The 23,242-nt window shown below is 39.6% G+C and carries 17 protein-coding genes, 4 rRNA genes and 1 pseudogene (1 of these 22 running past the window's edge); 16 read left to right on the forward strand and 6 right to left on the reverse strand.

The window, feature by feature from the left end:
* Positions 1-278: 278 nt before the first annotated feature.
* Positions 279-512: a hypothetical protein gene (locus JHE06_RS00580; RefSeq protein ID WP_201089003.1), complete on the reverse strand. Its 234-nt coding sequence runs from the start codon at positions 510-512 to the stop codon at positions 279-281.
* 78 nt (positions 513-590) lie between these two features.
* Entirely contained in the window at positions 591-1,085 is a 495-nt protein-coding gene (locus tag JHE06_RS00585) for a helix-turn-helix domain-containing protein (protein WP_058919678.1), read from the reverse strand.
* A 349-nt stretch (positions 1,086-1,434) separates the two neighbouring features.
* Between JHE06_RS00585 and JHE06_RS00590 the strand changes: the two genes are divergently transcribed.
* From JHE06_RS00590 to JHE06_RS00660, 15 genes are all read left to right on the forward strand, one after another.
* Positions 1,435-1,851 carry a hypothetical protein gene (locus tag JHE06_RS00590; protein WP_058919679.1) on the forward strand — a complete coding sequence of 139 codons (417 nt, stop codon included), beginning with the start codon at positions 1,435-1,437 and terminating at the stop codon, positions 1,849-1,851.
* Positions 1,852-1,974: 123 nt separating this feature from the next.
* On the forward strand, positions 1,975-2,418 hold the full coding sequence (locus JHE06_RS00595) for a hypothetical protein (protein WP_201089005.1): 444 nt from the start codon (positions 1,975-1,977) through the stop codon (positions 2,416-2,418).
* A 415-nt stretch (positions 2,419-2,833) separates the two neighbouring features.
* Positions 2,834-3,187 (forward strand): hypothetical protein, encoded by a 354-nt coding sequence (locus JHE06_RS00600; RefSeq protein WP_058919682.1) that lies wholly within the window; start codon positions 2,834-2,836, stop codon positions 3,185-3,187.
* A gap of 370 nt (positions 3,188-3,557) precedes the next feature.
* Positions 3,558-3,986, forward strand: a complete 429-nt coding sequence (locus JHE06_RS00605) for an FtsB family cell division protein (RefSeq protein ID WP_201089007.1) — start codon at positions 3,558-3,560, stop codon at positions 3,984-3,986.
* A gap of 137 nt (positions 3,987-4,123) precedes the next feature.
* The gene (locus JHE06_RS00610) at positions 4,124-4,612 is read left to right on the forward strand and encodes a S1 domain-containing RNA-binding protein (protein ID WP_058919684.1); all 489 of its coding nucleotides are present in this window, start codon (positions 4,124-4,126) and stop codon (positions 4,610-4,612) included.
* 180 nt (positions 4,613-4,792) lie between these two features.
* The gene (gene tilS, locus JHE06_RS00615) at positions 4,793-6,187 is read left to right on the forward strand and encodes a tRNA lysidine(34) synthetase TilS (protein WP_201089009.1); all 1,395 of its coding nucleotides are present in this window, start codon (positions 4,793-4,795) and stop codon (positions 6,185-6,187) included.
* Between the two features lie 28 nt (positions 6,188-6,215).
* Positions 6,216-6,755 carry a hypoxanthine phosphoribosyltransferase gene (hpt, locus tag JHE06_RS00620; protein WP_201089890.1) on the forward strand — a complete coding sequence of 180 codons (540 nt, stop codon included), beginning with the start codon at positions 6,216-6,218 and terminating at the stop codon, positions 6,753-6,755.
* 114 nt (positions 6,756-6,869) lie between these two features.
* Positions 6,870-9,041 carry an ATP-dependent zinc metalloprotease FtsH gene (gene ftsH, locus JHE06_RS00625; RefSeq protein ID WP_058919687.1) on the forward strand — a complete coding sequence of 724 codons (2,172 nt, stop codon included), beginning with the start codon at positions 6,870-6,872 and terminating at the stop codon, positions 9,039-9,041.
* Positions 9,042-9,198: 157 nt separating this feature from the next.
* On the forward strand, positions 9,199-10,080 hold the full coding sequence (gene hslO / locus JHE06_RS00630) for an Hsp33 family molecular chaperone HslO (RefSeq protein WP_058919688.1): 882 nt from the start codon (positions 9,199-9,201) through the stop codon (positions 10,078-10,080).
* Between the two features lie 194 nt (positions 10,081-10,274).
* The gene (gene cysK / locus JHE06_RS00635; protein WP_058919689.1) at positions 10,275-11,207 is read left to right on the forward strand and encodes a cysteine synthase A; all 933 of its coding nucleotides are present in this window, start codon (positions 10,275-10,277) and stop codon (positions 11,205-11,207) included.
* A 353-nt stretch (positions 11,208-11,560) separates the two neighbouring features.
* Positions 11,561-13,060 (forward strand): lysine--tRNA ligase, encoded by a 1,500-nt coding sequence (gene lysS, locus JHE06_RS00640; RefSeq protein WP_201089011.1) that lies wholly within the window; start codon positions 11,561-11,563, stop codon positions 13,058-13,060.
* A gap of 847 nt (positions 13,061-13,907) precedes the next feature.
* Positions 13,908-15,469, forward strand: a 16S ribosomal RNA gene (locus JHE06_RS00645).
* A 207-nt stretch (positions 15,470-15,676) separates the two neighbouring features.
* A 23S ribosomal RNA gene (locus JHE06_RS00650) occupies positions 15,677-18,596 on the forward strand.
* A 92-nt stretch (positions 18,597-18,688) separates the two neighbouring features.
* Positions 18,689-18,804: ribosomal RNA gene (gene rrf / locus JHE06_RS00655) — 5S ribosomal RNA — on the forward strand.
* Together the 16S, 23S and 5S rRNA genes form the textbook arrangement of a ribosomal RNA operon.
* Before the next feature lie 657 nt (positions 18,805-19,461).
* Positions 19,462-20,022 (forward strand): DUF2441 domain-containing protein, encoded by a 561-nt coding sequence (locus tag JHE06_RS00660; protein ID WP_058919691.1) that lies wholly within the window; start codon positions 19,462-19,464, stop codon positions 20,020-20,022.
* Positions 20,023-20,137: 115 nt separating this feature from the next.
* On the opposite strand, the gene JHE06_RS00665 is transcribed toward JHE06_RS00660, so the two are convergent.
* The 4 genes and pseudogenes from JHE06_RS00665 to JHE06_RS12125 all read right to left on the reverse strand — a co-directional run.
* Complete coding sequence (locus JHE06_RS00665) at positions 20,138-20,677, reverse strand: adenylyl-sulfate kinase (RefSeq protein ID WP_201089013.1); 540 nt, start codon at positions 20,675-20,677, stop codon at positions 20,138-20,140.
* Entirely contained in the window at positions 20,646-21,116 is a 471-nt protein-coding gene (locus JHE06_RS00670; RefSeq protein ID WP_328706705.1) for a GNAT family N-acetyltransferase, read from the reverse strand. Before JHE06_RS00670 ends, JHE06_RS00665 begins: the two co-directional genes overlap by 32 nt.
* A 139-nt stretch (positions 21,117-21,255) precedes the next feature.
* Positions 21,256-21,606 carry a GNAT family N-acetyltransferase gene (locus JHE06_RS12120; RefSeq protein ID WP_231726801.1) on the reverse strand — a complete coding sequence of 117 codons (351 nt, stop codon included), beginning with the start codon at positions 21,604-21,606 and terminating at the stop codon, positions 21,256-21,258.
* 66 nt (positions 21,607-21,672) lie between these two features.
* Positions 21,673-22,161: pseudogene (locus tag JHE06_RS12125) on the reverse strand (phosphoribosylanthranilate isomerase); the annotation flags it as partial.
* Positions 22,162-23,133: 972 nt separating this feature from the next.
* On the opposite strand from JHE06_RS12125, the gene JHE06_RS00680 reads away from it, so the two are divergent.
* Positions 23,134-23,242, forward strand: a 16S ribosomal RNA gene (locus JHE06_RS00680) (it continues 1,453 nt past the right edge of the window).

Consider the following 23,242-nt stretch of genomic DNA (forward strand, 5'->3'; position numbering starts at 1 on the left):
TGCGACGGTCAGATAAATTCAAATAAACAGGGAAAATGGTGGCGTACTCCAATTTTTATAGATAGCGCCAATTAAGATTCAAAAGTTGTTTAAATGATATATCTAAAAAAACCGTTGCAAAGAAACCTGCAAGTAAGCAGAAAATGTTTCTTTTTCAATTACGATTGTTTTAGATAGTGTACATTTAGGCACAACCTTTCGATTTATTAGGTATAGTATAGCAATAATGGCTGATGCGCGCAAAGCATAAGGTGTCCTCTCTAACTACTATTAAGATGTTAAATCGTTACCCACATAAGCCATCCTACGACCGCAAATAAAATAAGTAATAATTGAATACCTAAAGAAAGCATGGCTAGTGTTTTGACCCAACTACTGTAATCCTTCATTTTAGAGTTATTCAGTATATAAATTGAAAAACCTATGCCTACAATTGGACCCACATATGATAACAAGATAAAAATAATGATTTTTACTAACTCATTTTCAAGAACCCTTTCGTTTTTATTCAAAAAAACCAAGCTCCTTTTGCAATAATCTTCAATTTTGTTGTAACGCTACTCTTCTTATCACTTGTTAGTCATTGTTCATTACTCCCCAAGATACTCAACAGTAGTCGTTCCCCAGCCTAAATAATCACCCACAACACTATAAACGACGAATAGATTCACAAATAAACAGCAAGCACATGCTAAGTAAATAAATTTATGTAGTGTGTTTGTTTTTTTGTTTCGTTTGATTACAAGTGGAGCTACAAAAAAGCCATACGGAGCAATTAAACACCCTAGGAAAGCAAGGACCAATAGTATAAGTCCTTCATCTTTTTCAGAATTTCCACGGATAAAGTCTAGATTTGGGTGCTTTTCTTCATTTTCAAGCTCGCTTTCTTCGTTTTCTTTTAACAATCCATCAACGGATACTTCATAATAGACGCTCAATTTGACCAAATTATCTAAATCAGGATAACTGTTGCCATTCTCCCATTTTGAAATAGATTGTCTAGAAATTTGTAAATGAGTCGCCACATCTCCTTGTGACAGTCCCTTTTTGACTCTGCTTTCTTTCAGTCGCTCTGCTAAAGCCACATATTTCCCTCCTTCTAGCTATCTCTCTACTATTATTATACCGAAATCGTCAACTATTGACTATCAGCGATTAGTTAACTTTTAACGCCTAATGATTTATAGTCGATTAAAAACAATAAGAAAACTCCTTGTTTTATTTGCAGAATTTTATACTTTTGTATTATAGCTTTATGCCTTGAGCTCTTAGTACGGATAGAATTAAGTTAGAAATAAGTAAAGGATAGGCTTACACACTGTAAAACTTATAAAAACTATTTCACAGTGTTAAAAATGCACTTTGCTCGGTAACTAAGTATGTTTTTTGTTACTCTATTTATGTAAGAGAATAATTTAAGAAAGGGGTGATGATATGACAGTTACAATAAAACGTAAGACTGGCTGGTTAGGTATGGGCTCAAAAATATCAATAAACGTGAATGGAGAAAAAGCAGTGAAAATTGCACATTCTCAAGAGATAGACCTTGATATCCAAAATAATAATGCATATTTAAAGGTAACGCAGTTTGGAGCGAAAAGTAACGAAGTAAAAGTTATAGATGGAGATACAGTCGAAATCACATCAGCAAAATGGAGTTATATAAGCTATTATTTATTTTATGTTTTCTTATTTATAATAAATTTTATTCTACATTTAACTACAATGTCATTTTCAACGTATGTAATACTTCTCATTTTTGGATTTTTATTGTTTCTAGGGAGCTTCGTTTTTGTTAATAATTATTGTTTGGAAATTTTAGATAATAAAACGAGGAATGAAACTATATAATTATACAGCATATAGTAGTTTATTTAATGAAGGTTCTCAATACTCAGTAAAAATATTGAGAGCCTTATTATTGAGTGTTTTATAGCAAATGTAACCATGTATACTGTTTTAGGAGGAAAGGTAATGAAAAAGTATGATAAATATCAAAAATTCATAAGATATAAATATGGCTATTATTCATTCAACCTTTTAATCAGCTTATTTCTTTTAAATTATTTTTTGGGGTTGATTTTCAATTTTCAATGGGCTGCAACCAAAGAGCTAGAAGTGATAATTATAATGTTTGTAGTAGTTTTATTTTTTGTAAATATAAGTGTCTACCAGAATGCTTATTTTCGTAAAGGCGAGAATAAAAAGAGCTACTCTTGGTTGTTTTTAATTGTTGGGCTATTTAGCTTATATACAGCTTTTCAAACTTTTTTAATTTCTCCTGAAGAAATAATTATAGATGGAAAACTAGGCAGAGGAGTTATTCAGTTATTTTCAGGTCTTATATTTATTTCTGTTCCTCTAACCTACTTTATAAGAGTTAGAATAGACAAAAAAATGGAAAACAAAGAACAGTAATAAATTTCAAGCTAAGGATTAAAATATTGAATGTTTTAGTAATGGAGAAGGGGGTTTATAATGGAGTTTATACAAAGATCGATAGAGCTTAAATGGCCTATCTTGCTATTTGAAGTTGTTTTTTTAATTGGAGGAATCATTCTAATAACGAGTGGAATAAAAATGCGAAAACAAAGTAGAGCAACGGCTTTATTTAGTTTATTTACAGGAATTGTCATTACATTAGTCTCGTTATATTTTTTACTTATAACATTCATATTGGGGTATAATTCCTAACCAGCTAATAGTTTATTTTTAATAAACTCTTATGGCCTAAAATTTTTAGATGATAAAGCTAGAAAATAATTTTTTAGTTAATAAAAGAGAAAGAACAACAAATTTATTATAAATTGATTTGTACAGAAGAGGAGAAGTGATGAAAATACGTTACAGTGAAGCTAAGGTCAAGAAGTTCACCAACAAGAAGCTGTATGAGCGGCTCACACTGCTGAGCAACGAGAAGTCACCGGACACTAAATCGATCAAGGTCATCCTTTCGGAGATCGCCCAACGAGACCCTGCGGAGTACGAAGTGGGAAAAATTGAGGCAGAGGTGGAGAAGTCCAAGCGCCACACAGTCATGGAGTCGACGGACATTCTCTATCTAGAAATCAAGTACAATGAGGACTATCTCGCTAAGCCAGAATCTAAGACTGACCCATATGAACGCAAGCTCCGGTCGGCCATGCTTGAAATGGTCCAGAAAGAACTAGGACGTCGGACAAAATAGGCTAATCGAGTAAAGAAGGTTATTGCTCTAAAAAAGCAGAAGCAAATGCTGAAAAAGATAAATTAGAAAAGAAAATAATCTGACCAATAAACAATCTAATCATCAGATGATTAAATCGAGTGAAGTCGTCTATCGAGAATGTAGTGCACCCAAAGTTAGATCTAAAAATCTAATCTTTTAGGATTTTTACTATACTTTTAAGCAGTGGCAGTCAAATTTAGAGAAGTAAAGGATGCAAATTATTGAAAAAGAAACGTCTCCTTTTAAAAGACACATGTATTCAGGTTCTTTTAGTAATAGTATTAGACAACGCATGCGCTTTCTTGCTATAATTAAGCCAGAAATACAGTAGCAAAAGGATGGGACGTTTATGAAGAAAAAAGAGCCGACAAATATCGCTAGATTGAAAAACGACTATACCCAAGCCAAAACACTTCAAGCTCATCGTGAACGCAAACAAAAACGATCAATGCGCAGAAGACTAGCTGTTATTTTGTTTGTTGGCTGCTTAGTTATAATTGGTTTAACCACAAAAATTTGGACCAGTGCGCAAGCCATTTCTGAAATGGAGACCGAAAAGGCGGAAGCTGAAGTAGTTTTGAAAAAAACAGAAACTCAACAGGACTATTTAAATACGCAAATCAAACGTTTAGAAGATGAAAATTACGTGGCCAAGTTAGCACGAAGCCAATATTATTTATCAAAAGACAATGAAATTATATTTAGTTTGCCAGAAGACAACGCTGCAAAAGTTATTGAAGAAACAAACGAAAAAGCTGAAACGACTGAAAAAGACTGATTATTTTAAAAAATCCTTTTTAAAGGCAGGAAATAACTTATTTTAAAAAGAAATGAATATTTAGTGAGATTTTGTTTGAAGTCGCTAGATAGCATGCTATAATAAGCATACAAGTTTTAAGGAGGAAACAATTTTATATGTCAATTGAAGTGGGAAATAAAGTTTCAGGAACAGTGTCAGGTATTACAAATTTTGGTGCGTTCATCGACCTAGGTGATAGAAAGACTGGACTCGTTCACATTAGTGAAGTGTCTGATAGTTTTATCAAAGATATCAAAGATGTGTTAAAAGTTGGTGAAACAGTGACTGTGAAAGTAATGTCCATTGGGGATGACGGGAAAATCGGTCTTTCTATTAGACGTGCGGTCGATAAACCAGTTGAAACTGCTTCAAGTTCTCGAGAAAAAACCGGCGGGTATCAAGGACGCCGTGAAGGTGGAGCACCTCGTAGCAGCGGTGGATATCAAAACCAACGAAATCCTCGTGGCGCGAAAAGTGTTGAACCTAAAAAAGATGATTTTGACTCATTGATGTCATCATTCTTGAAAGACAGCGATGATCGTTTAACAACTCTAAAACGCAGCACCGAAGGCAAACGCGGTGGCCGTGGCGGACGACGCAATTAAAAAGTAAACCGAAGGATAAGGAAACTTATCCTTTTTTATGTTTTTTTAAAATAAATAGGCGAATTAAGGTGCTATGTGAATTTAAAAAAGAAACCGACAAATCTAGTTTCTTCCTATATAATGAAAAGAAGCCTAAAAAAGATTGCAAAGCCGAATAAGGCTGACAAAGGAGTTCGGAAGATGGAGCAACTTTCTGGTTTTTTAAAAGATTGTCAGCACCATGCCTACTGGAAGCCAACTGACCGCTTATTAGTAGCTGTTTCTGGTGGCGTAGATTCAATGGTATTAGTAGATCTGATCCATCATTTGCCAGCTACGCTAAAACCGTGGTTTGGCGTGGTTCACGTGAATCACAAACTGCGCGAGGTATCGGATGAAGAAGAAGCCTTTTTAAAGAACTATTGCCAAGAAAAAAAGATCCCCTTTTTTTGTACCCAGTGGAAACGAGCAGATCATCCAGCAACAGGAGAAGAAGCAGCGGCACGAAATTTTCGCTATACTTTTTTTCAAGAAATGATGGTGGCTCATAAAGCCACACACTTGGTTACCGCACATCATGGCGATGATCAAGTAGAAACGATTTTGATGCGTCTAGTGCGTGGTGGACAATTGGGGAATATGGCTGGCATTCGTACTGTTCGGACATTTGGTTCAGGCAAGCTGGTTCGACCTTTGCTGAAGTATTCTAAAGAAGAGCTGTATGCTTATAGTCGACAACACCGTTTAAGGTATTATGAAGATGAAAGCAATACTAGTTTGAAGTACACTCGAAATCGGTATCGGCAAACGATCGTGCCGCTTTTGAAGCAAGAGAATCCGAAAGTATTGAACCATTTTAATGACTTTTCCGAGGATTTACTGGATGTCTTGCACCTATCTGAACAGTTGATTCAAGAAAAGATAAATCGTGTCACGATAGAAGCCAAACCAGGGTTTTGGAAATTAACGATTCCAGTTTTTCTATCCTATGAACCTGCTCTTCAACGACAGATCCTGATGCGTCTCTTGGTGACAGTGTTTAGCGCTGATCCAATCGACTCTTTAAGGCAGCAAACAAATGAAGTGATTGCGTTGATGGTCAATGCGAAGCCGAACAGTCAGTTAAATTTGCCCAATGGCTGGCGTGTGCGTAGAGAATATGAACAATTAATGATTGAAAAGCCTCCTATGGTGCTGCCGGTTCAGAAGAATCAAGAACAAAAGCTTGTACCTGAACAATGGGCAACGTTGGCAAATGGAGGGCAAATAGGATTGTTCCGAGTAGCGGCTCATGCTGAACCACCTGACAAAGGCGATCAGCACATTTGGTTGGATCCTGAAGAGGTGGTTTTGCCTTTAACGATCAGGCATCGAAAACCAGGTGACCGGATGTCGTTAAAAGGAATGGAAACAGGGCATAAAAAGATAAAATCTATTTTTATTGATCAAAAAATACCGTTGAAGCAACGTGATGAAGTCTATTTGATAACCGATGCAACAAATGAAATCATTTGGTTAGTGGAATATAAGGAATCAAGATTGTCTATTCAACGTGAAACTGATAAAATACAATACATACTCATTTACCAAAGATAAAAGAGGTCGTATTGAAAGGGAGAACAAGATTATGCAGAATGATATCGAACGCGTGCTTTTTTCAAGAGAAGAATTAGCGCAAAAAACGAACGAACTAGGACAACAACTATCCGTTGAATATAAGGAGAAAAACGCTTTAGTTGTTGGTATATTAAAAGGAGCGACTCCTTTTTTATCGGACTTGGTGAAAGAAATGGATATCTACCTTGAAATGGACTTTATGGACGTTTCAAGTTACGGTGGTGGCATTACTTCATCAGGAGAAGTCAAAATCTTAAAAGATTTAGATACAAATGTCGAAGGTCGCGATTTGCTGATCGTCGAAGACATTATCGACAGTGGCCGGACGCTTTCCTACTTAGTTGAGATGTTTCGTTACCGCAAAGCAAAATCGGTTAAAATCGTTACATTATTAGATAAACCTGAAGGCCGTGTAGTTGAAATGAAAGCTGATTACGTTGGCTTTTTAGTACCGAACGAATTTGTAGTTGGATATGGTTTAGATTATGATGAACGTTACCGCAATTTGCCTTATATCGGCATATTAAAACCAGAAATTTACCAGTAGAAATAAATGGTCAATGATGGTCAAATGTGGTATGATTAAATGGCTTTAACAAGATTAGGCTAAAAAAATATATGATGAAACTACAAAATGTTAACTTGTAGAAGGAGGGCAACAATGAAAAAAGGACTCTTAAAAAACGGGGTCTTCTATGCAATCGTCTTTCTAGGAATAATTGGAATTGTGACATGGGCAACAGATGGCTCATCTGGCGAACAAAGCACCGACATTCCAGCTAGTGAATTCGTAACGCAATTAGAAGCAAACGAAATCAAAGAATTTACGATTCAGCCAAATGCTGGCGTATATAAAATTACCGGGGAATACCGTGAAGCACAACCTTTAGAAAAAGGTTCTGATTCAAGTCTCAGTATCTTTGGTTCAACAGAAACATCAAGCAAGAACTTTACATCAGCCGTATTACAAAATGATACAACGGTGAGTGAAATCACTGCTGCAGCAAAAGAGAACAATATTGTAGTTACTCCGGTACAAGAAGAAACAACCGGTATATGGGTAACCTTATTAGTATCTGTTTTACCATTAGTTATCTTTGTTTTCTTCATTTATATGATGATGAGTCAAAGCGGACAAGGTGGAGGCGGACAAGGCGGACGTGGTGTGATGAACTTTGGTAAATCAAAAGCCAAAGAATCAGATAACAAAGCCAACAAAGTACGTTTCTCCGATGTCGCAGGGGCAGACGAAGAAAAAGAAGAATTAGTAGAAGTTGTTGAATTCTTGAAAGACCCAAGACGTTTCGCTGAACTTGGCGCACGTATTCCAGCAGGTGTTTTATTAGAAGGACCTCCAGGAACAGGTAAAACGTTGCTTGCTAAAGCCGTAGCCGGTGAAGCTGGCGTACCGTTCTATTCTATCTCCGGTTCGGACTTTGTTGAAATGTTCGTTGGGGTTGGAGCAAGCCGTGTACGTGATTTATTCGAAAACGCGAAGAAAACTGCACCATCTATCATCTTTATTGATGAAATCGATGCTGTTGGTCGTCAACGTGGCGCAGGAATGGGCGGCGGACACGATGAACGTGAACAAACATTAAACCAATTGCTTGTTGAATTGGATGGATTCTCTGGAAACGAAGGAGTAATCGTCATTGCTGCGACTAACCGTTCAGACGTATTAGACCCAGCGTTATTGCGTCCAGGACGTTTTGACCGTCAAATCCTTGTAGGTCGTCCAGATGTCAAAGGCCGTGAAGCTATTTTGAAAGTTCATGCCAAAAACAAACCATTTGCTAAAGATGTCGACTTAAAAGTCGTTGCTACTCAAACACCAGGATTTTCTGGTGCAGATTTAGAAAACTTACTAAACGAAGCAGCTTTAGTAGCTGCTCGACGCAACAAAAAAACGATTGATGCTCTTGATTTAGACGAAGCTCAAGACCGTGTTATTGCTGGTCCAGCTAAGAAAAATCGTGTCATCAGTAAAGTGGAACGTGCGATGGTGGCTTACCATGAATCAGGACATACAATTGTTGGAATGGTTCTAAGCGACGCACGCGTTGTTCATAAAGTGACGATCGTTCCTCGTGGACGTGCAGGCGGATATGCTATCATGCTGCCTAAAGAAGACCGTTTCTTGATGACTAAAAAAGAAATGTTTGAACAAATCGTTGGTTTATTAGGTGGTCGTGTAGCCGAAGAAATGGTCTTCGATTCACAATCATCAGGCGCCAGCAATGACTTCCAACAAGCTACTGCTTTAGCAAGAAGTATGGTAACTGAATACGGAATGAGTGATAAGCTAGGACCTGTTCAATACGAAGGCAACCACCAAGTGTTTGTCGGTCGCGATTATGGCCAAACGAAAGCTTATTCTGAACAAATTGCTTTTGAAATCGACCAAGAAGTACGCCGTATTATTGTGGATGCTCACACTGAAGCGCGTCGTATTCTAGAAGAACACAAAGCACAGCATAAATTGATTGCTGAAAAACTGCTTGAACTGGAAACATTAGACGAGAAAACAATCAAGAGTCTATTTGAAACCGGCGAAATGCCAGTTGTGAAGAGTGTCGAAAATGACTACCCGCATGAAGACACAGAGGGTGCTAGTTTCGAAGAAGCCAAACGAGCAAGAGAAGCAAAAGAGTTAGAACGTTTGGAAAAAGAAAAGAAACAAGAAGAAGAAAGAAAACACCATCCGGAAAAAACTGAAGAAATCGTAGAAGACGTGAAGAAAGAGTTGGGCGTTGACGAAAAAGAAGAGCATTCTTCTGAAGACGAAGACGACCGTAAAGACAAAAACAACAACACATCGGACGATAACTAATTTAAGCCGGTACAAGAATGTACTAAAAGAGGGATGCGCTTATCGTGCGTCCCTCTTTTGTACTGAAAAATACCTTGTGAACACTCTAAGCTTTACTTTAGTAAGTATTTAACCTAAAGTAACCTTAATCAAAAATTATTTTAAAGGAGTCAAAAAAATGACAGATTATTTATTGAAAAGTCTTTGTTACGATGGACAAGTGAGAGTTTATACGATCGATGCTACAGAAGCGGTGGCTGAAGCGCAACGAAGACACGAAACTTGGAGCGCCTCTTCAGCAGCGTTGGGCCGCACAATGATCGGAGCTTTATTATTAGGAGCTACTCTTAAAGGAGAAGAAAAAATGACCGTCAAAGTTGAAGGCGATGGTCCAGTCGGACATATCATCGTTGACAGCAACGGCAAAGGCGAAGTAAAAGGGTATATTGCGAACCCGAAAGTGAATTTGCCGCTGAATGAAGCTGGTAAATTAGACGTACGCGGAGCAGTGGGAACGGAAGGTTCATTGACTGTAACGAAAGACTTGGGAATGAAAGAAGCTTTTTCAGGGCAAGTGCCATTGGTCAGCGGAGAATTAGGCGAAGATTTCACCTACTATATGGCGAATTCAGAACAAACACCTTCTGCAATTGGTTTGAGTGTCTTGGTAGATACCGATGATTCTATCAAAGCTGCAGGTGGATTTATGATTCAAGTCATGCCTGGTGCAACAGAAGAGACCATTACGGGGCTTGAAAAACAATTAGCCGAGATTCCAATGATCTCGCAATTGATGGAAAATGGTGAAAAACCAGAAGAGATTTTGAACCGCTTGGTCGGCGAGGGCAACGCAAACATTTTGGAAAAGATGCCGATCACGTTCAAATGCGACTGTTCTAAAGACCGCTTTGCTAGAGCTATTATAGCATTAGGAGCGAAAGAAATTGACGAAATGATCGTAGAAGATCAAGGCGCTGAAGCCAGCTGTCACTTCTGCGGCAACCATTACCATTACAGTGTGGCAGATTTAGAAGCTTTAAAAGCTGAAGCTAACAGCTAAATCGTTTAACTGAAAATGAGTGAGCAAGTTTAACAGGAGACCGAGTCGTCTAAGGACACTCAGGTCTCTTTTTTTTTAAAAAAACACATTTAGAATACTGAGATCAAAAAAAGATAAAGTGAATCGCTTGCTATCGAAAGCGATTCACTTTAAGATTAACCTATTAGAAATCAATTTTTTAGGAGGACTTACTAATGGCTAAAATCGTTACGAGCGTTACGGATTTAATTGGAGAAACACCCATCATTAAACTGTCTAATAAAGTTGTTCCTGCCGGTGCAGCAGATGTATATGTAAAACTAGAGTCTGCTAATATTGGTGGTAGTGTAAAAGACCGTATTGCTTTAAATATGATCGAAGTTGCCGAACAAGAAGGCAAGCTAAAAGAGGGCGACACCATCGTTGAACCGACTAGTGGAAACACAGGTATCGGCTTAGCGATGATTGCTGCAGCAAAAGGGTATAAAACGATTTTTGTTATGCCGGATACAATGAGCATTGAACGCCGTAAACTATTGAAAGCCTATGGTGCCGACTTGATTTTGACACCAGGAGCTGATGGCATAAAAGCGTCGATTGCCAAAGCAACAGAGTTAGCTGCTCAACCAGGTCACTTTATGCCGATGCAGTTTGATAATTTAGCCAATCCGGCAGTACATGCAGCAACAACAGGACCAGAGATTTTAGCTGCTTTTGATGGAGTGGCGCCTGATGCGTTTGTTTCCGCAGTAGGGACCGGCGGAACATTAACCGGAGCTGGTCAAGTTTTAAAACAAGCTAAACCTGATATAAAAATTTATGCTTTAGAACCTGCTGAATCTCCCGTTTTAAGCGGCGGAGTTTCAGGTCCGCATAAAATACAGGGGATCGGAACCGGATTTGTTCCGAAAGTATTGGATACAGTGCTTTATGATGATGTCCTGCATGTTACCAGCGAAGAAGCTTTTGAAATGACCCGGGAAGTTGCTTTAAAAGAAGGTTTGTTAGTCGGGATTTCTTCAGGAGCAGCTATTAAAGGTGCGATTGAAGTCGCTATTAAATTAGGTGCAGGCAAAAAAGTCGTTACTATTGCTCCTGACAACGGAGAGCGTTACTTATCAACAGCTTTATTTCCAGAAGAAGTCTAAAAGTGAAAAATAGAAAAAGCTGAACGAGTCTGTTCAGCTTTTTCTATTTAGACATTGAAAACCCGCTTGCTTTTTAGTATTTCTCTTTTACTGATAGATGAAATGTGGTAAGATAAATCGTATGAAATTGTTGCATTAATGGATCGATTTGCGGCAGACACTGAAGAACGTGAAATGATAAAAGCTCAAAAAGCAGCTGGATTAGAAGCTTGTTCAGCTAAGACAAAAAAAGAAAATCAGTTAGGGAATTAATGAGAGCCTCTTTAATTCCCTTGCTTTTTTTGCATGCTCTTGGCATTATTAAGAGAGATAAGATAAGTAGCGCAAACTACTATAGGAATGGAGCGGAAAAAATGAGTCAGGAAGAAACACACCAAGAAGAAATGAATGACCAACTGCAAGTACGTCGTGAAAAAATGGACCATTTACGTGAGCGCGGAATTGATCCGTTTGGTGGACGTTTTGAAAGAACCCATTTGTCGAGTGAGCTGCATGCAGCTTACGATGCATTTACAAAAGAAGAGATAGCTGAAAAAGAAGAAACGGTAACGATTGCTGGACGTATTATGACCAAACGTGGAAAAGGGAAGGTCGGTTTTGCTCATTTACAAGACCGCAAAGGCCAAATCCAAATTTATGTTCGTAAAGATGCTGTTGGCGATGAAGATTATGAAACATTTAACGATGCTGACTTGGGAGATTTTATTGGCGTAACTGGAACAGTCATGAAAACAAATACGGGAGAAGTTACTGTTAAACCGTCTTCTGTTGTCCAATTGTCAAAAGCATTGCGTCCTTTGCCAGATAAGTATCATGGATTGACCAATGTTGAACAACGTTATCGTCAACGTTACTTAGATTTGATCAGCAATCAAGAGAGTTTTGACCGCTTTACAAAACGCAGTCAAATCATTCGGGAGATCCGCAACTATTTGAATGCACAAGATTATCTAGAAGTAGAAACTCCTACTTTGCATAATTTAGCTGGCGGAGCAGCTGCTCGTCCGTTTATTACCCACCATAATGCTTTGGATATGGAACTGTATCTACGGATTGCTCTTGAGTTGCATTTGAAACGTTTGATCGTCGGCGGAATGGAAAAAGTTTATGAAATCGGCCGCGTTTTCCGTAATGAAGGGGTAGATACTACGCATAACCCTGAGTTCACTATGTTGGAACTCTATACGGCTTATACTGATTTTGAAGATGTTATGGATTTGACGGAAGGTTTGATCCGCACAGTAGCTGAACGTGTTCTAGGGACAGCCAAAATTACTTATGCTGCACAAGAGATCGATTTGGAAAGCACTTGGAAACGTCAGCATATGGTAGATGCTATTAAAGAATTTTCAGGAGTCGATTTTTGGCAAGAAATGACGGATGAAGAAGCTATCGCAATTGCAAAAGAACACAACGTTCCTTTGCCTGATCACAGTCGTTTTGGCCATGTCGTCAACGAATTCTTTGAAGTGTTTGTAGAAGATAAATTGATTCAACCGACATTTATTTATGGACATCCGGTAGAAATTTCTCCGTTAGCGAAGAAAAATACGAAAGACCCAAGATTTACTGATCGTTTTGAAGTCTTTATTGTCGGACACGAATACGGGAACGCGTTTAGCGAATTAAACGATCCAATCGACCAAAGAGAACGGTTTGAGTCTCAAACAAAAGAACGAGAACAAGGAAATGATGAAGCTCATCCTATTGATGAAGACTTTATTGAATCATTAGAATACGGTATGCCTCCAACTGGTGGTTTAGGTATTGGAATCGATCGTTTGGTTATGTTATTGACAGACGCACAATCTATTCGTGACGTTCTGCTGTTCCCAACGATGCGCAACCATTAATAAATAAAAAAGGGAATGAGACAAAAAGCGTTTAGACCCGAATCACTGGAACGAATAAGCGCAGTATGGTCACAGACCATCGAGCATTATTCGTGAAGTGGACGTCGGGTCTGCTTTTTGGAACACGTTCTAGAATAAATATTCGGATATGCAAAAGAGGTTGGGACTTTTGTCCCAACCTCTTTTTTATTTTGCAGGTTTAAACAAGCTAGGGTAAGTGAAGTCTTTTTTATAATGCTCTTTTTCTGTCTTTCTTCTATAAGAATGAAAGAATAGAAAGTAAAAAAGAAAGAAGCGGCACCGTGAAATCAGAAAATTAATCTTTATTTAGGGAATAAAAGCTGAAAAACAAGAAAAAATTCATAGAAATAATATAAAAGTGAATAATTATACCGTGGCGTATAATTATTAAACGAAACATTTAGATGGTAAAACAGAAGAACTTTCGGTTTTACTTGTAAGTAAGCGGAGTTATTCTTTGTTTAGTTTAAGTTCATATGGATTGTCAAAAATAAAAAAACTTTTAACAGTAAAGTGTTGACGGAAGTTTGAGAACCTGTTATATTAGTAGATGTCGCAGCGATACATCGCAGCAACGAGAAAAACAAATTTAAAAAAGTTGTTGACAAGTAAGTCAGCTTCTGGTAATATTTAGAAGTTGTCAAAACGGCAACAGCAACCAAATTAGACCTTTGAAAACTGAACAAAGCAAAACGAACCAAATGTGTAAGGTGGTTTAACCAAGGGTTAAACCAACAGAAACAAAGTGAATAATTATTCGCTAGCAAGTCAATTAATGAGCTTCAAGCATCATTAAAAGAGTGAAGTCCTAACGGACGGAGCCAACTTTTATGAGAGTTTGATCCTGGCTCAGGACGAACGCTGGCGGCATGCCTAATACATGCAAGTCGAACGCTTCTTTTCTACCGGGTGCTTGCACCCACCAGAGAAGAAGAGTGGCGGACGGGTGAGTAACACGTGGGTAACCTGCCCATAAGTGGGGGATAACAGCCGGAAACGGCTGCTAATACCGCATAATTCCAGTGATCTCCTGATCGTTGGATGAAAGGTGGCTTCGGCTACCGCTTATGGATGGACCCGCGGCGTATTAGCTAGTTGGTGAGGTAATGGCTCACCAAGGCAATGATACGTAGCCGACCTGAGAGGGTGATCGGCCACACTGGGACTGAGACACGGCCCAGACTCCTACGGGAGGCAGCAGTAGGGAATCTTCCGCAATGGACGAAAGTCTGACGGAGCAATGCCGCGTGAGTGAAGAAGGTTTTCGGATCGTAAAACTCTGTTGTTAGAGAAGAACAAGGATGAGAGTAACTGCTCATCCCCTGACGGTATCTAACCAGAAAGCCACGGCTAACTACGTGCCAGCAGCCGCGGTAATACGTAGGTGGCAAGCGTTGTCCGGATTTATTGGGCGTAAAGCGAGCGCAGGCGGTTCTTTAAGTCTGATGTGAAAGCCCCCAGCTCAACTGGGGAAGGTCATTGGAAACTGGGGAACTTGAGTGCAGAAGAGGAGAGTGGAATTCCACGTGTAGCGGTGAAATGCGTAGATATGTGGAGGAACACCAGTGGCGAAGGCGACTCTCTGGTCTGTAACTGACGCTGAGGCTCGAAAGCGTGGGGAGCAAACAGGATTAGATACCCTGGTAGTCCACGCCGTAAACGATGAGTGCTAAGTGTTGGGGGGTTTCCGCCCCTCAGTGCTGCAGCTAACGCATTAAGCACTCCGCCTGGGGAGTACGGCCGCAAGGCTGAAACTCAAAGGAATTGACGGGGACCCGCACAAGCGGTGGAGCATGTGGTTTAATTCGAAGCAACGCGAAGAACCTTACCAGGTCTTGACATCCTTTGACCACTCTAGAGATAGAGCTTTCCCTTCGGGGACAAAGTGACAGGTGGTGCATGGTTGTCGTCAGCTCGTGTCGTGAGATGTTGGGTTAAGTCCCGCAACGAGCGCAACCCTTATTACTAGTTGCCAGCATTCAGTTGGGCACTCTAGTGAGACTGCCGGTGATAAACCGGAGGAAGGTGGGGATGACGTCAAATCATCATGCCCCTTATGACCTGGGCTACACACGTGCTACAATGGATGGTACAACGAGTCGCAAGACCGCGAGGTCAAGCTAATCTCTTAAAGCCATTCTCAGTTCGGATTGCAGGCTGCAACTCGCCTGCATGAAGCCGGAATCGCTAGTAATCGCGGATCAGAACGCCGCGGTGAATACGTTCCCGGGTCTTGTACACACCGCCCGTCACACCACGAGAGTTTGTAACACCCGAAGTCGGTGAGGTAACCTGCAAAGGAGCCAGCCGCCTAAGGTGGGATAGATAATTGGGGTGAAGTCGTAACAAGGTAGCCGTATCGGAAGGTGCGGCTGGATCACCTCCTTTCTAAGGAATATTACGGAACCTCACACATTCGTTTTGGCTTTGTTCAGTTTTGAGAGGTCTAATCTTCTCAATGCATCAAAAATGTTGTTCTTTGAAAACTGGATAGTGTTTAACAATTGTAACAAAGTAAGAAACCAAGTAAAAACCGCGTTTTATTTTTTACGATTCGCATCAATTGATGTTGGATCGCTATTAACAACGACCATAGGTTAAGTTAATAAGGGCGCACGGTGGATGCCTTGGCACTAGGAGCCGATGAAGGACGGGACTAACGCCGATATGCTTTGGGGAGCTGTAAGTAAGCTGTGATCCAGAGATTTCCGAATGGGGAAACCCAGCACCTTTGATAGGGTGTTACTGCTGACTGAATACATAGGTCCGTAGAGGTAGACGCAGAGAACTGAAACATCTAAGTACCTGCAGGAAGAGAAAGAAAATTCGATTCCCTGAGTAGCGGCGAGCGAAACGGGAAAAGCCCAAACCAGAAAGCTTGCTTTCTGGGGTTGTAGGACTGAACACATAGAGTCATAAATGAACGGTGTAAGAGAAGCGACCTGGAAAGGTCCGCCAAAGAGGGTAAAAGCCCCGTAACTGAAACCCCGTTCACTCTGATCAGTATCCTGAGTACGGCGGAACACGAGAAATTCCGTCGGAATCCGGGAGGACCATCTCCCAAGGCTAAATACTCCCTAGTGACCGATAGTGAACCAGTACCGTGAGGGAAAGGTGAAAAGAACCCCGGAAGGGGAGTGAAACAGCACCTGAAACCGTGTGCTTACAAGTAGTTAGAGCCCGTTAATGGGTGATAGCGTGCCTTTTGTAGAATGAACCGGCGAGTTACGATCCCATGCGAGGTTAAGTCGATGAGACGGAGCCGTAGCGAAAGCGAGTCTGAATAGGGCGAATGAGTATGTGGTCGTAGACCCGAAACCAAGTGATCTACCCATGTCCAGGTTGAAGGTGCGGTAATACGCACTGGAGGACCGAACCCACGTATGTTGAAAAATGCGGGGATGAGGTGTGGGTAGCGGAGAAATTCCAATCGAACTTGGAGATAGCTGGTTCTCTCCGAAATAGCTTTAGGGCTAGCCTCGGAATAAGAATCATGGAGGTAGAGCAACTGTTTGGACTAGGGGCCCTTCTCGGGTTACCGAATTCAGATAAACTCCGAATGCCATTGATTTATATCCGGGAGTCAGACTACGAGTGATAAGATCCGTAGTCGAGAGGGAAACAGCCCAGACCACCAGCTAAGGTCCCAAAGTTTATGTTAAGTGGAAAAGGATGTGGGGTTGCTTAGACAACTAGGATGTTGGCTCAGAAGCAGCCATCATTTAAAGAGTGCGTAATAGCTCACTAGTCGAGTGACCCTGCGCCGAAAATTTACCGGGGCTAAACATAACACCGAAGCTGTGGATAGAACTTAGGTTCTATGGTAGGAGAGCGTTCTAAGGGCGTCGAAGCTAGACCGTGAGGACTGGTGGAGCGCTTAGAAGTGAGAATGCCGGTATGAGTAGCGAAAGACGGGTGAGAATCCCGTCCACCGAATGACTAAGGTTTCCTGGGGAAGGCTCGTCCTCCCAGGGTTAGTCGGGACCTAAGTCGAGGCCGATAGGCGTAGACGATGGATAACAGGTTGAGATTCCTGTACCCGTTTGTTTTGTTTGAGCAATGGAGGGACACAGTAGGCTAAGGAATACGCACTGTTGGATATGTGCGTCCAAGCAACAAGTCTTGAAGCGAGTCAAATGCTTGCTTCTCTAAGGACAAGTTGTGATGGGGAGGGAAATTAAGTACCGAAGTTCCTGATGTCACACTGTCAAGAAAAGCTTCTAGTGAGAAACAAACGGCCCGTACCGCAAACCGACACAGGTAGTCGAGGAGAGAATCCTAAGGTGTGCGAGTGAACTCTCGTTAAGGAACTCGGCAAAATGACCCCGTAACTTCGGGAGAAGGGGTGCTGACCATTTGGTCAGCCGCAGTGAATAGGCCCAAGCAACTGTTTATCAAAAACACAGGTCTCTGCTAAATCGAAAGATGACGTATAGGGGCTGACGCCTGCCCGGTGCTGGAAGGTTAAGAGGATGGGTTAGCTCTCGAGCGAAGCTCAGAATTGAAGCCCCAGTAAACGGCGGCCGTAACTATAACGGTCCTAAGGTAGCGAAATTCCTTGTCGGGTAAGTTCCGACCCGCACGAAAGGCGTAATGATTTGGGCACTGTCTCAACGAGAGACTCGGTGAAATTATAGTACCTGTGAAGATGCAGGTTACCCGCGACAGGACGGAAAGACCCCATGGAGCTTTACTGCAGTTTGATATTGAGTGTTTGTACAGCTTGTACAGGATAGGTAGGAGCCGATGAAACCAGGACGCTAGTCTTGGTGGAGGCGTTGGTGGGATACTACCCTTGCTGTATGACCACTCTAACCCACAGCCATGATCTGGCTGGGAGACAGTGTCTGACGGGCAGTTTGACTGGGGCGGTCGCCTCCTAAAGAGTAACGGAGGCGCCCAAAGGTTCCCTCAGAATGGTTGGAAATCATTCGTAGAGTGTAAAGGCAGAAGGGAGCTTGACTGCGAGACCTACAAGTCGAGCAGGGACGAAAGTCGGGCTTAGTGATCCGGTGGTTCCGCATGGAAGGGCCATCGCTCAACGGATAAAAGCTACCCTGGGGATAACAGGCTTATCTCCCCCAAGAGTCCACATCGACGGGGAGGTTTGGCACCTCGATGTCGGCTCATCGCATCCTGGGGCTGTAGTCGGTCCCAAGGGTTGGGCTGTTCGCCCATTAAAGCGGTACGCGAGCTGGGTTCAGAACGTCGTGAGACAGTTCGGTCCCTATCCGTCGCGGGCGCAGGAAATTTGAGAGGAGCTGTCCTTAGTACGAGAGGACCGGGATGGACACACCGCTGGTGTACCAGTTGTTCTGCCAAGAGCATCGCTGGGTAGCTATGTGTGGACGGGATAAACGCTGAAAGCATCTAAGCGTGAAGCCCCCCTCAAGATGAGATTTCCCATCACGTAAGTGAGTAAGACCCCTGAGAGATGATCAGGTAGATAGGTTGGAAGTGGAAGTACAGCGATGTATGGAGCGGACCAATACTAATCGGTCGAGGACTTAACCAATTTTTTAAACGGTGTCTTGGTTTCGACACGATGTTGCAAGAGAAAAACACTATCCAGTTTTGAGAGAACACCGTTCTCTTGATGAACCAATGTGCGGTGGTGACGGCAAGAAGGTCACACCTGTTCCCATGCCGAACACAGCAGTTAAGCTTCTTAGCGCCGATGGTAGTGAAGGGTTTCCCTTTGTGAGAGTAGGACGCTGCCGCGCAATCTAAAAAGGTACCATCTTCGGATGATGCCTTTTTTTTGTGCCTAAAACTAAATAAATTAAGGTTCTTTATCGATCGTGTTGGCAATTCTTAAGAGAGCGAAATCCCTTCAAAATGTACGTGTTTGCTTGTAGAGAGCCATGGGATCACCTAGCCCTTTCGCCCTTGGGGGTCTCCAGGTTTTCAAGCCTCCAACGAAGCGTAAACGCTTCGTGATTCACATTGAACTCTTTTCATGGTTATAAGCCAACGCTATTCCTCCCGAAATTTCAAAATTGTAAAATAGGAATACATTTATTTGGCTTACCAAAACCAAAAATAATAGAACCTAAATTAAAAGTAGATTTGAGTAAAAAAAGTATAATTAACTCTACATAAATGAAAACATTATTATATAAGGTAAGAATAATAAATAGACATAAGAGAAAAAGAAAAAAATGAATGAACGAATAAGATTTTCATTAAACTCTTTGATAAGAAAAAACAATCCAATGGTAATTGCTGAATTATCCTTTAAATGTGCTGGTATATAAGATGAGCAAGTATCAATTAGACTATGCTTTTAAAGATAATTTGTTGAGTGTCGTTATTACTTATATATTCATTAATGGTAAACTAATTGTGTTATACCAATTAGTTGTAAAAGGAGTGAAAGTTTGGACTATTATCATTTAGTTACTAGAAAACCTATGTATAAAGGGCAAAAAATAGATTTTGGAAGCAATCACAAAAATCGATTGTATTATTTCTTTTTAGATAATGGGTTTAGTGATTTCAGAGGCAGAACTTTTGACCAAGCTATTAATGAGTTAGACACTAAGGTAGAAGGAAATGAACGATTGTTTTTAAAAAACTCTTTTGAACATTCTTCCAAAGCTATTAGAGAAGTTATCACTGAGATGGTTCGTCTAGAACATTTTCCAGAATTGCCATCAAGATTTGAATGTTTATACGGCGTGGAAAGTTTGAGGAGCTTAGCTCAGTGGCAAAAAACATTTAACTCCTATAACAGAGAAATAATACAAATTGTTAAACTTGAAACAAGCGGAAAAATTTTTAAAGGAAATGCTGATTTGTTACCATCAATAAAAAATAAGTCATTTCTAGAAAAAATCGAACAAGCAAAACTGTATTGGTCGTCCTCGTCAGAAAGTAATTTATCAGAAGTGTTAATTGGCGGAGAAATAACGGTAACAGAAATCATTGAAGAGTTTTAATAGCGGATATTCCAACGATTAAGTGTAAATAAACTCAATTGTTGGAATAGGGCTAAAAAGAAGACGAATATGTGCGTCTGAAGTTTTTTTGTTAAACAGTATCTTAAGGAACTATTTAATTCGTCACCTGCATCACTTTTTTTATAGAGTTAAGCTGTTCAATTAAAGGCAGGGTACCATCAATGATTAAATCGACATCTTCACTAACAAAAGCATCATAATCTATAAAAATTTGTCGAGCAGAGTCTACATATGTTTGGGCCCAAATCAGAATTTCTTCAACAGATTTGTCTGAATAATCTCTAATTAGTTGCCTTGCAAAAGCTACATCTAAGGGTGTTTTTAAATACACGGCTTTAGTAATGTATGGTTTTAATGCCTTATGTTTATATCCAAAAGGGAAGTCTACAAAAATAAATGGAAATTTATCTTTAGCTGACAAAAAGTCCTTCATTAAGAGGTTGAGGTCATATTGATTTACAGCATCTTGGATGGGTGTTTCTATTGGTGGCGCTGAAGGTAATGCATCAATACTGTAATCATCAAAAGAGATCACTTTGCTGTCTATAAATTCTTTATGCAGTTCATTGATCAAAGTAGTTTTTCCTCCAGCAGTTACCCCGCTAACCACGACTACAAAGCTTTTTACCAACATTCATTGTTCCTCCAATCCTTATATAATAGTCTATATTAGTGTTTTTTAAATTTTTAGACATATAGATGCATAAATCATCATTATTCATACAAGCTTCTCCACTACCTACATTTTTATTTTCAAACCAGACTCCAGACCCATCAGGCAGGGTCCCTCGTTTTACGTAAATGCGTTGTGCTGCACCATATCCTTTGTGTAATCCAACTCCTAAAGTAATAATAGATGAAAACTGCTCAGCTTTATTTTCTGCTGCGGCTAGTAAGGAACTTCCAATTCCTTGTTTTTGATACTTTTCAAAAACATTAAAATCAGCAACCTCAGGTAGTTCACTTGCTTGAAAAGGTCCATTCTTTGCTTTTCTTACTAATGTCACATATCCAGCAATATGTCCATCTAACTCCGCCACAAAGACGAATCTGCTTTTATTTTGTTGCTCCAACCAATAACTCTCTAATATTTCATACCTGCCATCCCAACCTTATACTAAAAAAGCGTTGGCAATTTTAAAGATATTTTCCTCTTTCATTAATCTGATTTTCATCATTACAAACCACCTTTAAATAACAGTTTTTAATAAACTAAATAATATTTTTCGTTAAAATAATTTCATAAGTTTCTTTAGGAGGAAAAAAGCCTCCAACAGATTTAAAGCCAAGTTTATGGTATAAATGCTGTGAATATTCTTCACTAGCGGTAGAAGTCATAATTTCATTAAAACCACGTAATTTCATATCCCATTCAAAGGAATCTATTAGAGCAGTTCCATATTTTTTATTTCTAAATGGTTCAAGGATATAGAGCATATCAATAAAAGGAATTGAATCCCAAAAATAGCTGAATCTTAGCCAACCGATTAATTCATCTCTTTCAATGATAAGAACTCTTTTTTCTTTAATTGCAGAATTTAATCTATGAGGGTCTATATGCATGTCTTTGTTCGATAAACTATTACAATCATCAGGAATAGCAAAGCGTATCTTCACATCTTCTGTTCTTACTGATTCCAAATACTTAATTTTTTCAAAGTCTTTATTATTATTTTTATCATTTCTGTAACTATCTTTGGCAGATGCTTTATATATCTTTAGGAATTGTTCTGCTGTTGGAACATAAAATCTTGCTTCCTCTATTTCCTCACTTTTCAGCTCTTTAATTTCAGTATCCGCATAATCGGGTAAAGTATCCATAACGCCATACTGAATAGAAAATCTTCCGTTGCTAAATTCATGTTCATGTAAATCGATGAGCTGATAGCCAATTTGGTTCATAACTTTTAAAATAGTATCCCAATTGAGTATTCTGTCTTCATCTGCTGCTTCCCATCCTCTAGGGTCACCTGGAACATGGATATCTATATCTTGAGCTTTCCAGTTTATCCTAGTAACATACTCTAAACCTAAAGATCCCATTAATAAAGGAGTGATCCCATAACTATTTAGTGCTCTTGAAATTTTTAAAAACTCTGAAAACTTAGTCTGATTCATTAGAATTGCTCCTAGTTAGATTTATTTTGTATAATGATTGATACAAACATTTTACACTATACGAAGATCTGATTAATAGAGATACTTAACAATGAATCCTAATACGTTTTAAAAAAATATTGAAACATCTTTGCGGTTATCTAGAATTTATAGCAATAAGGAAGCTATGTTGAAAATCACTAACCAGTGTGGAAACAACTAATGTAAGTTCGCATTATAATTGAAGGTTGGGAAAAGACAAAGTATCTAATGAAGAAGTAGAAACTATTATAAATAGAATACAAGATAAATATGGTTTTTCTTCTTTGGTACTGTAAGCAGTTTCATGAAAGAGGGAAGGGAAAGTGTCTGCACAAATAACAATCCTTTTCTTAAATAAAAAGTATTTTTTGCCAGGTGAATATTATTATGTATAAGATTAACGAAGCAGAAAAAGCGCAAATATGTAATATGATATAAATGTTCAAGGTAAATTGACTATCTTTATACAAAAAAAATAGCATAAATATGTAATAGCTAAAAAATAAAACTAAGGAAAAGAACGAATTATTTTTAGTAGAAGCTATTCAGAAAATCTGTTTCTAGAAAAAAAGCGGAAATTCAGATGAACTTTTAGATAATCGTTCATGTTTAAATAAAAAATAATTTTAAACTGAAAAAGGTGTTGACGAAAAACTAAGAAGCTGGTATATTAGTAGATGTCGCAGCGATACATCGCAGCAACGAGAAAAACAAATTAAAAAAGTTGTTGACAAGCAAGTCAGCTTCTGGTAATATTTAGAAGTTGTCAAAACGGCAACACAACCAAATTAGACCTTTGAAAACTGAACAAAGCAAAACGAACCAAATGTGTAAGGTGGTTTAACCAAGGGTTAAACCAACAGAAACAAAGTGAATAATTATTCGCTAGCAATTCAATTAATGAGCTTCAAGCATCATTAAAAGGGTGAAGTCCTAACGGACAAAGCCAACTTTTATGAGAGTTTGATCCTGGCTCAGGACGAACGCTGGCGGCATGCCTAATACATGCAAGTCGAACGCTTCTTTTCTACCGGGTGCTTGCACCCACCAGAGAAGAAGA

Source organism: Carnobacterium sp. CS13 (assembly GCF_016653495.1).
Classification (GTDB): Bacteria; Bacillota; Bacilli; order Lactobacillales; family Carnobacteriaceae; genus Carnobacterium_A; species Carnobacterium_A antarcticum.